The organism is Caldisericota bacterium (assembly GCA_034717215.1).
Taxonomy (GTDB): Bacteria; Caldisericota; Caldisericia; order Caldisericales; family Caldisericaceae; genus UBA646.
Genome location: JAYELD010000029.1, coordinates 1 through 13436 on the forward strand (window position 1 = coordinate 1; position 13436 = coordinate 13436).

At 33.4% G+C, this 13436-nt stretch carries 13 protein-coding genes; 7 read left to right on the forward strand and 6 right to left on the reverse strand.

Annotation, left to right across the window (positions count from 1 at the left end):
* Positions 1 to 101 precede the first annotated feature (101 nt).
* Positions 102 to 878 carry a prepilin peptidase gene (locus U9Q18_01410; protein ID MEA3313013.1) on the reverse strand — a complete coding sequence of 259 codons (777 nt, stop codon included), beginning with the start codon at positions 876 to 878 and terminating at the stop codon, positions 102 to 104.
* Positions 879 to 1307: 429 nt separating this feature from the next.
* On the opposite strand from U9Q18_01410, the gene U9Q18_01415 reads away from it, so the two are divergent.
* The 7 genes from U9Q18_01415 to U9Q18_01445 all read left to right on the forward strand — a co-directional run bounded on the left by U9Q18_01415 (position 1308) and on the right by U9Q18_01445 (position 6707).
* The gene (locus U9Q18_01415; protein ID MEA3313014.1) at positions 1308 to 2159 is read left to right on the forward strand and encodes an ATP-binding protein; all 852 of its coding nucleotides are present in this window, start codon (positions 1308 to 1310) and stop codon (positions 2157 to 2159) included.
* Complete coding sequence (locus tag U9Q18_01420; GenBank protein ID MEA3313015.1) at positions 2152 to 3039, forward strand: ATP-binding protein; 888 nt, start codon at positions 2152 to 2154, stop codon at positions 3037 to 3039. The genes U9Q18_01415 and U9Q18_01420 overlap by 8 nt, the downstream gene beginning before the upstream one ends.
* Before the next feature lie 324 nt (positions 3040 to 3363).
* Positions 3364 to 4161, forward strand: coding sequence for a transcriptional repressor (locus tag U9Q18_01425; GenBank protein ID MEA3313016.1), 798 nt, complete (start codon positions 3364 to 3366; stop codon positions 4159 to 4161).
* A 5-nt stretch (positions 4162 to 4166) separates the two neighbouring features.
* Positions 4167 to 4532, forward strand: coding sequence for a DUF5320 domain-containing protein (locus U9Q18_01430; GenBank protein ID MEA3313017.1), 366 nt, complete (start codon positions 4167 to 4169; stop codon positions 4530 to 4532).
* An 11-nt stretch (positions 4533 to 4543) separates the two neighbouring features.
* Positions 4544 to 5044: a NifB/NifX family molybdenum-iron cluster-binding protein gene (locus tag U9Q18_01435; GenBank protein ID MEA3313018.1), complete on the forward strand. Its 501-nt coding sequence runs from the start codon at positions 4544 to 4546 to the stop codon at positions 5042 to 5044.
* Positions 5041 to 5763 (forward strand): MBL fold metallo-hydrolase, encoded by a 723-nt coding sequence (locus U9Q18_01440; protein MEA3313019.1) that lies wholly within the window; start codon positions 5041 to 5043, stop codon positions 5761 to 5763. The genes U9Q18_01435 and U9Q18_01440 overlap by 4 nt, the downstream gene beginning before the upstream one ends.
* Positions 5763 to 6707, forward strand: coding sequence for a radical SAM protein (locus U9Q18_01445; protein ID MEA3313020.1), 945 nt, complete (start codon positions 5763 to 5765; stop codon positions 6705 to 6707). The genes U9Q18_01440 and U9Q18_01445 overlap by 1 nt, the downstream gene beginning before the upstream one ends.
* 170 nt (positions 6708 to 6877) lie before the next feature.
* On the opposite strand, the gene U9Q18_01450 is transcribed toward U9Q18_01445, so the two are convergent.
* From U9Q18_01450 to U9Q18_01470, 5 genes are all read right to left on the reverse strand, one after another.
* Positions 6878 to 7474: a YigZ family protein gene (locus U9Q18_01450; GenBank protein ID MEA3313021.1), complete on the reverse strand. Its 597-nt coding sequence runs from the start codon at positions 7472 to 7474 to the stop codon at positions 6878 to 6880.
* 193 nt (positions 7475 to 7667) lie between these two features.
* A complete protein-coding gene (locus U9Q18_01455; protein ID MEA3313022.1) occupies positions 7668 to 8330 on the reverse strand; it encodes a hypothetical protein in 663 nt (220 codons plus the stop codon).
* A complete protein-coding gene (locus U9Q18_01460; GenBank protein MEA3313023.1) occupies positions 8327 to 9463 on the reverse strand; it encodes an ATP-binding protein in 1137 nt (378 codons plus the stop codon). The genes U9Q18_01455 and U9Q18_01460 overlap by 4 nt, the downstream gene beginning before the upstream one ends.
* Before the next feature lie 230 nt (positions 9464 to 9693).
* The gene (locus U9Q18_01465; GenBank protein MEA3313024.1) at positions 9694 to 12243 is read right to left on the reverse strand and encodes a DEAD/DEAH box helicase family protein; all 2550 of its coding nucleotides are present in this window, start codon (positions 12241 to 12243) and stop codon (positions 9694 to 9696) included.
* Positions 12240 to 13436: DNA methyltransferase (locus U9Q18_01470; GenBank protein ID MEA3313025.1), on the reverse strand; the 1197-nt coding region annotated here is incomplete at its 5' end. The genes U9Q18_01465 and U9Q18_01470, both read right to left, overlap by 4 nt.

The window sequence follows — 13436 nt, forward strand, 5'->3', positions numbered from 1 at the left end:
CTCTCTATTCTCCCCTTAATGTACACAATTAGTCAAGTACAACTGCAACACTATAATTTTTATTATATTACTCAATTTTTCTATGTCAAGTTTTAAATTCTCTAAAAATTAAAAAAAGATAGATAATAAGATAGGATCTCAACACCATACAACAGCATAATATACGCAGCAATTGCAAGAAATGGGCCAAATGGCATTGTATCGTTTCGTTTTTTCCTCATAAAAAGGATTGCAATTATTCCTCCTATGCCTCCAATTATAACCGAAATAAACAATGCAGCAATAGAAAATTTCAATCCAAGAAACGCACCAATCATAGCCCCCAATGTTGCATCACCCTGTCCCATTCCTCTTCCACGCGTGACTAATATAATTAAGACAAAAAATCCGCCCATAACAAGCAATCCACACAATGAATCCAAAAACATTATTTTGCCTTGAATAATGGCAAAAATCAACCCTATAGCTGCACCGGGTATCACAACGATATCCGGAACAACCCCATCAAATATATCGATAAAGCTAACGGTACTGAGTAAGCCTGTAAATATGACATATTTTAAAAGATTAAAAGACCATCCATATCTCAAAGCAATACCCATAAAGGCAAGTCCTGTAACCAGCTCTATAACGGGATATCTTACGGGAATTTTACGTCCACAATAACGGCATTTGCCGTAAAGCATAATATAGCTCAATAAAGGTATTAAATCATACCACTTTAAAGGGTGTTTGCATTCAGGACAATGCGAAGCAGGATAAACAATGGATTCACCTTTTGGCACACGGTACACCAAAACATTAATAAAGCTTCCTATTATTAGCCCCAACACGAAACTAAAAAAAGACAAAAAAATTCCATTTCTCAGCAACATCATATATTTAGTATAAACAATTATTTTATAGTTACAAAACCTATTCATCGCAAGCTAAATTAAAAAAGTAGAACTTTATAAAAATCTCGCTAAATTCTTCCCAAAAATTTTATCTCTCAGTATTACACCTTATAATTTTCTATACGAAACTCATTCGATTGCCTCACTTAAATTATATGCAAGACTAACAAAAGATACCATTGTTTTTATTTTGTTGCTCATCTTTTTCTTTTTTGTGGTCGTTGCGTTGTCTTTTCCTCGCCACTGCATATCACGAAAAACAGCTTTTCTGCCTCATGTGCAATCCTTGCTCTAACAACCAAAAATAAAAAATTAGATTACCGTACTTCGATTTGAAGAATAAAAAAATTTTGATATAATAAAAACAATAAAAGTTAGGTAAACCTAATATTATTGAAAGGAGTATAGTGTATGTGGATATCTGTTGCAAGTGGAAAAGGTGGTACCGGCAAGACAACGGTTGCTGTAAGTCTTGCTTTATCTAATAAAAATACGATATATGTCGATGCAGATGTAGAAGAACCTAATGGTTTCTTGTTCATCAAACCTGTAATTAAAGAGGAATTTTCTTATACGGAACTTATTCCATTAATTCACGAAGATAAATGTACCTTTTGTGGGAAATGTGCTGATGCATGCGTTTATAAGGCAATTGCCATATTAAAACCCGTTAAAAAAGCAATATTTTTCCCTGAGCTTTGTCATAGCTGTGGTTTGTGTTCCTTTGTATGTCCTGTAGAAAATGCCATAGAGGAAGTTCCAAAAGAAAAAGGCAGGATAAGAAAGGGAGAAAAAAACGGGCAGTTATTTATTGAAGGGATTTTGAATGTTGGTGAAGCATCTGGCACGCCACTTATCAGGGGTATGAAAAAATATATACCCCATGATAGAGATGCAATTATTGATTCTTCGCCAGGTACAAGCTGTCCTGTAGTAGAATCTGTTGGAGATACGGATTTTGTGCTCCTTATAACAGAACCAACACCATTTGGATTAAACGATTTAAAGCTCGCCGTAGAGATGGTAAAGGAAATGAAACTTCCATTTGGTATACTGGTAAATAAACATGAAGAAGGAAACAGTTTAATAAAAGATTATGCAAGAGAAGAGAAAATCACTATCCTCGGGGAAATTCCATTTAGTAGAGAAATAGCAGAGGCTTATTCTAAAGGAATACCTGTTGTTGACGTTTTACCTGATGGGGAAAAATTCTTTGTTAACATTATGGAAAAGATCCGGAAAGGAGTTAATACAAGTGGATAGAGCAAAAGAAATAGTAATTTTAAGTGGAAAAGGAGGAACGGGTAAAACAACCTTAGCTACAAGCCTCTCAAAACTTATTCCTAATAAGGTAATTGTTGATGCAGATGTAGATGCTTCAGACCTTTTTATTCTCCTTAAACCTGATCCTTTAAGGCAAGATGAATTTAAAGGTGGGTCTATTGCAAGTATCGATACAAAAAAGTGTATTCAGTGTGGCGAATGTGAAAAGAAGTGTCGTTTTAACGCAATTAGTAGAAACAAAGAAGGAAACTTTATAGTTGATTCTTATAAGTGCGAAGGCTGTGAATTTTGTACATACGTATGTCCTGTTAATGCAATTAAGATGAATCCACAAATCGTAGGTAATTGGTATGTATCGGAAACGTCTTTCGGTACGATGGTACATGCACGGCTTATACCAGGTGCAGAGAACTCAGGGAATCTTGTAGCATTAGTAAAACGTGAAGCTCAACTTATTGCAAAGAAAAAAGGATTGAGGAGTATTATTGTTGATGGTCCCCCGGGCATTGGTTGCCCTGTTATTTCTTCGTTATCCAGTGCAGCGCTCGCATTAATCGTCACAGAGCCTACTTTATCAGGGATCCATGACCTCGACAGAATTTTGGCTACGTGTAAACAATTTAATGTGAACGCAAAAATTATAATTAATAAGGCAGATATAAATCAAAGTAACACAGAAAAGATCCAACAATTTGCTGATAAAAATGGGTTAGAAATAATGGGTAAGATTCCTTTTGATCGTTGTGTTGTAAAAAATCTTTCTAAGAACCTTACACCTATCGATTCTGATAATTGTGGCGCTGTTAAAAAGGAGATAAAAAAAATATCCAATGATGTTTTGAGGTATTTATCTGAATAAATCTAACTTCAAACAAGGAACTATTTAAAAAAACTTTATTTCTTGTTCCTTGATTTATATCATTTTTTGATTTTCTTTTTTTAATTTTTTATTACACATATGAAATAATTATTACTACTAACCGATATTCTTGATTCATACAACTAAGAATCTGCCTATTGCAGCAATTGGATCAGGCGTTATTTATGATACTACAAATAACATTCTTTTTTAATTTCCTTTTACTCTAATTAAAAAAATTAGAGATGTAATATATCTTGACAGAAAAAAATATCTGGTTATAATTTAATTGATAATGAAAATCATTCTCAAAAAGAGACAAAAATGAAAAAGGAAAGAAGATTTAGAAGCACACAGCCAAGAGAAGTTGTACTGTCTGTTTTAGAAAGCAGCAATGACCATCTCACTGCTGAACAAATATTTGATACTGCACGAAAAATCTATCCCGGGATTGGTTTTGCTTCTGTTTATAGAATTTTAAAGTTGTTTGAAGAACAAGGTATTGTCGAGACGCTTAACGTAGGCTGGGGAAAAAGATGTTTCCAATTGAAAAGACAAATGCATCCTGCGAGAATTCATTTAATCCACACTGATTGCAATGAAATAGTGGATTTCTCAAATCAGGATAAAGAATTTAACAAAACCATAGAAAAATTTAAAGAAACTCTTAAAGAAAAATATGGTTTTAATACTTCTGTTCTTGATATAAAGGTATTTGGAAAGTATGATAAACAACAAAAAGGAGGTGAGAATATGCCACTTGGAGACGGAACAGGACCTTTAGGTAAAGGGCCAATGACAGGTAGAAGAGGTGGTGGAGCAGGAAGAGGCCGTGGTAGAGGTGCAGGACGAGGACGTACTGGCGGAATAGGAAGAGGAATTTCTCCTGTTAATCCACCAGTTCAAAATAATATTGGTAGTCCTTTGAATGTAGAGAATAAGGAAGTGGTAAATGCTATTTATGAAATTTTACCAAAGACAGATTGTGGGAAATGCGGTTATCCTACATGCCAGGACTGTGCCCATGCTATTGCAATGTGGGAAGCACCTTATGATGCATGTAAGATGCTAAAACCCGAACAACAAGAAAGAATTAAAGAAATTTCACAAAAAAGGAGGTGAGAAATATGCCAGGTGGAGACGGAACAGGGCCATTAGGCCAAGGATCTATGACTGGAAGAGGATTAGGGTATTGTGTAGGTTATGTTGCTCCAGGTTTTGTATGGGGCAGAGGTTATGGCAGAGGTCGAGGTTTTGGTAGAGGTTTTGGGGTTAGAAGATGGAGACGTAATCCTTACACTAATCACGTAAACCCTTACTATGCTACAGGTTATAGTCGTCCTGATTACAGAGAAGATTATTTTACCCCTTATGGATATGGTGGCACGCCCTCTAAAGAAGATGAGACTGCAGCAATGCATGGCGCATTAGGAGAAATTTCAGATGCTCTCTCAAAAATTGAGAGAAGAATAACAGAATTAGAAAAAAAATAAGGAGGCCTTTTATGATTATTTGCATAGCATCGAGCGGAACTACAGCAGACGGAGTAATAAGTCCAATTTTTGGAAGATGTCCTTATTATCTATTTTATGATACAGAGAAAGACAGCTATGAAGCATTATCTAATCCTTCGGTAACGATGGGAGGAGGTGCAGGTATCCAGGCAGCACAATTTGTTGTAAATAAAGGCGTCAAGACTGTTATATCAGGAAATATTGGTCCTAATTCTGCTGGAGTTTTACAAAGCGCAGGCGTTGAAATGATTACAGGAATTACGGGTCTCATTAAAGATGCAGTAGAGAAATTCAAAAAAAATGAATTACACAGTACTGGTCGTATGACACAAGCAGGGTACGGAATGAGAAAAGGATTCCAACAAGAAGCCCCCTCCCAGGAAACAACAATTTCAGGAGAGAACTTAGAGACAATAAAGAACGATCTGAAGGAATTAGTTGAAAAGGTAAAAGAATTAATAGAGAGGATAAATAAGCTGAAAGAAAAATGATACTTACTACTCTTTATGATAATGTTTCTTTGAACCCTCAATTTTCTTTAAAAGAAGACTGGGGGTTCTCTTTGTTTGTTCAAGAAGATGGCTATTCGATTCTTTTTGATACAGGAGCCAACGGAAATATCCTTTTACATAATGCAAAAACCCTTTCTATCTCTTTTCCTAACAAAATTTTCATTTCGCATTTCCACTTAGATCATACAGGAGGATTAGCCACTATATTAAAAAAAGATAGCGTAGTGTACTATCCGTATTCCTCTTTTAATTTAAGCAAAACATTACAAAAGGCAGGAGCAAATTCTGTAAAGATAAAGGACACCCTTGAAATTTATCCCAATGTTTATTCTACAGGAGTGCTGCCTTTCCGTTCGGTTGCTAATGAGCAAGCACTTGTATTTCAAAAACCGAATGGCTTGATTCTTATTGTGGGATGCTCCCACCCGGGCATACAAAATATTGTAGATTTTGTTACTGATAAATTTGGAAAATCTATTTTTCTTCTCATAGGAGGCTTTCATTTACTCGGGAGAAATAGGTGGAAAGTACAAAGAATTGCAGAAAATCTTTTTGAAAAAGTACATTATATTGCACCTTCCCATTGCACAGGAGAAGCTGCAAAAAAGATTTTCAAAGACGTGTTCAAGGAGCGATTTATACAAAATGGTGTTGGTCGAACAATCAAAATAGAAGATGAGAGGTTAAGTATAGAATAATGAAATATAAATACATTTATGGCCCTGTACCCTCACGAAGATTGGGTATTTCTTTAGGTATTGACCCTATTCCATTAAAAGTTTGCAGTTTCGATTGTGTTTATTGTGAAGTAGCAAGAACAACTCTCCTTACCACAGAGAGGAAGGAGTATATTTCTTCTGAGAAAATTCTTTTAGAATTGAAAAATTTTTTAAAGAAATCCAATCAACATATTGATTATATTACTTTTTCAGGCTCTGGCGAACCTACATTGAACTCAAAAATCGGCTATATGATAAAGAAGATAAAAAAGTTTACCAATATTCCTGTGGCAGTTTTGACCAATGCATCTTTGCTTTACAGAGAAGATGTAAGGGATGAGCTTCTTAACGCAGATCTTGTAAAGTGCACGCTTGATGCCGCAGAAGAAAAGTATTTTAAAAGAGTAAATCAACCCGAGCAATCTCTAACAATCCAGCATATTGTTAACGGAATTATAAAATTCAGTGAAATGTATAAAGGGAAACTTTTGATTGAAGTGATGCTGGTAAAGGATGTAAATGATACAAAGGAAAATTCCCGCGCACTGCATAAAGTGCTTAAAAGGATTAAAGCTAACGAGGTACAAATAAACACTGTAGTTCGCCCACCTGCTTTTGGTTTTGCCAGGTCATTGACAGATCAAGAATTAGAGTTTGCAAGAAAGATTATCGAAAGCAATGCTGAGATTATAAAACCACTTGATAGAAAAACGAATAAGGCATACAGAGCAGATTTAGAAGAAGCAATTATTGATAGCATAGCAATACGCCCGCAAACAATTGACGACCTTGCGAAGGGACTCGGTGCTCACAGAGATGAAATTTTAAAATATATTGAGCTTCTTACAGGAGAAGAGAAAATTATAGAAATAGACTTAAAAGGAGAAAAATTTTACAAGGCAACATCAAAATTATCCGAGTAATAAATTCTATTCTTACTCTGTTTCTAATCTGATTTATGCTTAAAAGTCAATTTTTAATCAATAATTTATCCCCTATTTTATCCCTTAAATAGTTAGCCGTTCGCTAAGAAAACTTCCTGCTATCAGCCCGATACAAAGCCCATTTCCTGGCAATATCATGCATCATTTTGCTACAAATCTTTAAACCTTATTTTATATGATTTAGCAGCAACTTCCTTCATAAACCGTTCTACTAAATCTTCATCTATACTAATATACATTTCTGCTTCTTCGCCGAATTTTCTCTTAAGCACCTCTGCCCCGAATTTATCCAGCATATACATTACTAATCGAGATTCATTATACGGAAAGCTTAAAGAAATTTTTGTAAAAATCTTCTTTTCCACAATACCTGCAGCTTCAATCGCCATTTTTGCAGTATCACCATAAGCGCGAATCAACCCGCCTATTCCTAATTTAATACCTCCAAAGTATCTTGTCACTACAATCACTGTATTTGTAAGACCCAAGCCCTTTATTGTGCAGTATATAGGATTCCCGGCACTCTTTGATGGCTCGCCGTCATCACTAAATGCAAAAAGTTCTTTTTGTATACCAACCGAATAAGCAAACGCGTTATGGTTTGCATCTTTGAAGTTTTTAGATACTTCTTTTATAAAATCTTTTGCCTGCAATACATCTTGAACTGGCGCTGCAGAACCCAAGAATTTAGATTTTTTGATAACTCGAGAAACAGAAGCATTCTTTTTAATTGTTTTATATTTCATTAATCATCAACCCTCAACTTGTATTTCAAACTTTTCAGTATATAGTCCTTGGTATTTAGCGATAAATCGATAATCAGGGTCTCTTACATCTTTATTTTCTTTAATTTTTTCATATCTTCCCTATTTATCTAATTTAAAAAGAAATATTAACTGTCTAAGAATGGGATGTGTGTCTATTAATTATTAAAATTACTTAATCTAAACAAGAAAAAGCTTCTAAAAAAAATTTAAAACTCATAATATGTTTTGTCTCAAGATGTCTTTTTTTAACTTCTTCATAAAAAACATGGTGTTTAAGGTATTCGGGATTACCTTTGTTGTATGTAAAACGACCGTTATCATTTAATAACTTTCTCAAATATTTTTCACTAAACTGCGCTCTATTTAAATTTTCAGGAGGATATTCCGGTAATGATTCAGGATCATTATCTGATACATCGAAATATCCTTTATATTTTTTTACAATTTCTGTCTTAGGATTATGAGGCACAATCTTTCTATTTCCTAATGCCCAAGTTTCGAAACAAAAAAATTGTATAACAATTTTAATTTCAGCAATGCATTTTTTGCTTTTTACATGTTCTGATATTTCATCATATTTTTGCTTATAAGACATCTCTTCAGAATCTATACATATTACTAATCTATCAATATTACCTAAATTATTAACATCCTCGATTGCGCAATCTATCATCTTAAAATATTGAGGATAACCATCTCCACTAAAGATTATAAAATTATTATTTTTTATTTCTTGTAATTTTCCAACATTAGAAAGTGTGTGATTGACTAAAGGTATCCAACTAATATAAATCGATTTTTCACAAATACCTTCAGTTACCACATAAATATTCATTCAATTCCTTCTCTATAAAACGAATCATTTAATAATTGAACAAAAGCTTTTTGTTTTGATTTTCCAAATCTCTCTATATTTTTTTCTCCATATAAAAACTTAACATTTGAACCTTTCCTGTGTAAAATATACCAATTTTTTACTCCAATATTATTAATTAAATATGGATGATGGCTTGTAATAAAAAATTGTATATCTTGCTCAACTTCACTTAAAAAAGAAGGAAAAATATTTATCGCGTTTATTCCCAGTGAATTTTCATATTCATCTATTAAATAAATTGAACCCTTTGGAAATGTTTTTATATCAGTTAGAAAAAGGATTACCTTTTGCATACCAGAAGAAAGTTCTTCATAAGGTATCTGTTTATTTACATGTTTTTCTTTAATGCAAAAAATTGGCATTTTTCCTTTAATCGGAAAATTTGGTTTAAATTCTGTAATCTCCAAAAACAAAACATCTTCAATAAAAGGGAAAATTGATTTTAAGTAATCAGTTATAATTTTATACTCTTCTTTAAAATGTTTCTCTAAAAAGTAAAGACGCGCGCTAACTGGGAGACCCGGTTTATACAATTTTGATAGAAAATATTGCTTTCCCTGGTCTGCAGCGACTTTAAATTCTTCTGATACTTCCTGAGTGATGAGTCTATTTTCAGCTTGTTCTTTCAGCGTATTTCCAAAAAATTCTCTTCTCATAATTGAAGAAAAACCATCATAAATAGGCATAATACATTCCATTTCTTTAAGTAAAAAAATGCTCGTTTGTTGTAAGGGTAATTTCGGTATTTCTTTATCTTTAAATATAAATTTATCCTCATCTCTTTTAATAATTAACTTTGAATTTTCATAAAGTGTTTCCTTGGCTATCAAGGATGCAGTTGATGAAATTCTTTTTGTTATTATTTCCCAATTGTATTTTTTATCCTCTTGCTCAAACTCTAAATTCCAGTGACCATGTTTAAAAAAATTCTGCCGTACTGTAAACGCCCCTAAATTAAATATTGTATTCAAAAGTCTTGTTTTTCCTGATGCTGATAACCCAACTAACAAATTAACGTCTCCAAAACGTACTTCATCAAAAGACCAACCAGGCTTATCGATATCTGAATATTTGTACTTAATTATTTTCATTATATCCTCCTTAAGCGTGACAAGTGATGGTCTTTTATCGCGCTTTAATCCTTCCGGAATTAATCCACTCTTTTATTATTTCTCTCTGCTTTTCTTCCAGGACAACCCTTGAGTTTTCCACTAAAAGTTACTGACCTATTGGCTTGGTACGCCTTCCCTATTTAAGAGAATGGGATGTCCCTAATTACCCTAATTGTCTCTAATTTATTTTTGTCTATTTATAAAAGCCCTTAGTGCCCCTGTAAAGCCATAGTTAATTCTTTAACGTTTTTAAATCTGTATTTTTCAAAATCTTCCTGGTTAACTCTCATGTAAGACCAATTTTCTCTTGTTAAGATAGAAGTATCTTTGCACCATTGTTTTGCTCTTTTATCCTTATGAGGAACTTCTAAATCAACAAGTCCTTTTGTTTCTATTATCCAATAATCTCCGTTTTTAAGTTTTATTACAAAATCAGGATAATAAAATCTCAAATGATTTTCTTCGGAAATATATTCTATATAAAATCCATTCTTTACTACAATGTTGGTAAAAGCTTCCACATCTCCTGCGTTATCTAAGAAATTTGCAAAGTCAACCTCATAATTACTATCACAAGGAACGTAATTAAAAATACACTTATTTGCTGGGTAAACCAACTTTGACCATACAAAAGCACTCGTTTTCGAAAGTTTTATAGCACTCTTTTGAATGGGTTCTTTCTTGATAAAAGTCTTATCTCTCAAAGCATTAACAAATAAACTTATCAACTTTTCTTGAACCTCGATAGAACTCAATTTAAAAAGAACTCTAGGATCTTCAAGGTCAACTTTGTTAGTAAATAATTTTTCTATAACATATCTTTTTACTATAGGGTGAAAGCTGGCAAAAGCGCCACCGATCGACAGTTGTTTAAGTATTTGGTAGGAATAATAAGCAATTACACTTTTTGAATCTTTGGGAACAGGTAAATTCCATTTTCTCCTTATAACTTCCATCCCTTTAAGCATATCTACGGCAATATATTTCATCTCTAAAACTTTATTCTCTAAAGGTATTTTTAAAGAAGGCAAAAGATCAATCTCTTTTGGATCTATATCAAATTCTCCTATATAAATTCTAGGGCTTAAAATGGGTAACTCAATGTCCATATCTAATTTATTTTTATCAACAAATATTGTGGTCAATTCAAGAGGTTTGTCTATATTAAACTCAGCAATTTTTATACCTTCTTGATATTCCAATTCTTCAAGAATATCTATTAATCCTGGTGGGCCAATGACCTCAAGTACATTTATTGATTTTTTTATATTTGCCTCCTCTTCGGGAAACATTTTCCTCAAACCACGACCTATGACCTGTTCTGGAAGTACCTTTCTTTTTGAAGTATAAGACCTTAACCCCACAATTACATTTACATTTCTTACATCCCATCCCTCATTTAACATCAAGGTACTGACTATGGCCTCGTAAGGATTTTTATCTGTGTCGGGGTTATCAATGGTTCTAGCAAACTCTCTTGCTTTGGGCAAATCAGCCTTTTTTACTTCTCCGGTACTATCTGTATGAATTAATAAAACTTTATCTTTTAGGTCAGGTACGGCAGAGTTAACATATCTAAATATTTCATCTGCCTCCTTATTTTCAGGACATTGAAAGAATAACACAGGTTTTTTTGATAATGGTTTTAATGCTTCTTTATATTCTCGCCATCTTCTTATTCCTGCATCAATCCAAGCTCGATATCTTTCCACCGCTTTGGTAGAAGCAATCTCTTCTGCTCCGGCAACTATTCCTTTTAACGGTAATTTTACAATATTCATTTCAATTGCTTCTTTGAGTGAAAAATCCTCGATGATCCAGGGGAATAAAGCCCCGGTTTCCGTTTTAGGTGTAGCCGAGAAGTCCAACTCCATATTTATGCCTTGTCCATATTTGGAAGCAAGATTTCTATTAAGTCTTACCAATATTTGCTTCCATGCTTTTTCAAAATGATATATATGGTGGGCCTCATCCTTTAGAATCATTACATTAGGGCAAGTTAATAAGACTTCTTTTATTCTATTTTCATGATAAATATCAGAAACATTATAAACCGAAGGCAACTCATAGACTCTATCTACATATTCTTCAACCTCTTTCTTTTTATTCTTTCTCTCCTCTAACTGCTGAATGTTGGTTAAAAATAAAACACTCTCAGGAATAACGTGTATTGGATCTTCCTTTAGAATAACTTTTAGGTCAAATTCTCTTTGCCATTCCGGAGGGATAAATGGTAATTCTTTAAATATTTTACCATCTTTAAAATCTCTGCGAAGCCTGTCGTAAATAACATTTTTTTCTCCAGCTATAAGTAAAAATTTGGATGTATAATCTTTATTATTTTCTTTCTTATAATTAAAATAAGACCAAACGATAGCTAAAGCCATTACAAATGTCTTTCCTGAACCAGTTGCCATTTTAAATGCATAAAGAGGGTATTGGTCATAAGAGGGATCATATCCTTGTATAGGCCCTGCACCAAAGTCTCTAGCCATATCTATGAAGTTGTGTTTTTTTATAACTTCATACACATAAATCAGCGTTTCAATTGCTTCTCTTTGACAAAACCAAAAAACAAAAGGTTCATTATTTATAATATGGTCCTCACTAAACCAGAATTCCAATAATCTTTTTGTAGTTGGGCTAACTTCAGGATATCCTTGCTCACGCCAACCAAAAATTGCCTTACGAAACTCATTAGCTAAATATGTCTTACTTGGTCGTCTTTGTTCTGGACGCAATAAATCAGATGGTTTCATTTTATTTCCACCTTTAAAATTTTATTTGTATCATTCCCAAATACATCCACCACTTTAACCATAATCTCATACTCTCCAATATCATCGTATTTGTGTATAGCTTGATAATCTACTCTTGGATTCTTTTTCATCCTAAAACTTTGCCATTGATTATGAAAAGTATCTCCCTTATAATCCCAATCTATTGCCCAGTAATCAATCAATTCCCTTGAATCTTTTACCTTACTTGCTATCTCTGCAAGTTCTGCAGTGGGCGAGAGTTGAAAATCAATGATTTTTAGAATTATTTCTTTTCCGTTTAACTTACTTTCAATTTCTAAATAAGCAACTTCTGGGAATTTTATATATTTGACTAATTCCTTCTCTACTATCTGTTCAGGTACTTTTAATAGCTGCAAATCAAACCCAACAAGGGAAGATTTTATTTCGTTTACAGAGGGTATTTGAATAAGTTTTAAATTAACTCCACTCTTCTTCGCCGATGTTTTAGCTAGTTCATTGACCTCGTAGCTCCATTCCCACCCAAGGACATCTATCTTGTTGAAATTATTAGCTCGACATTCTATTATAATTTTTTCAATATCTTCCATTGTAACCGGTGCTTTTAAAGGACCAATATGAACTACTCTATCTCCCTTTCTCCCATGTAAATATCTAAAACCCTTTAAAGGCTGTGATTGATACAATTTAAGCATAAAGAGAAGATACTCATCCTCTCTTTCCTGCCAGTAAACTGTTTCATAGTTCCCTATATTCCAGAGTTCAAAGGGTCGGGCGGGTTTGCCATACTTCTTGTCTTTATCCTGTAAATTCTTCGAATTGTAAATATCCAAAAGCCTTTTCCTTGTAATTTGGATAGCAAACTTTGACAAATCACAACCTACCCATCTTCTGCCAAGTTTCTCTGCTGCTGCTATTGTAGTCCCTGAGCCACAGAAAAAGTCAGCAACAATATCGCCAGGTTCCGTTGTTGCCATAATCAATAATTGCAATAATCCTTCTGGTTTTTGAGTATCAAAATCTAACCTTTCAGCTGAAACATTTATAACTGGTTTTACATTTATTTTTGATAACTTATTATCAACAACAAGATTAATTTCATTTTCAAATACATCTCGAAGAATCACATCTGCATAATATCTTCCAAATCCATCTTTTTGCGGAGTGAAAAATGCTTTTTCATAATAAATTCT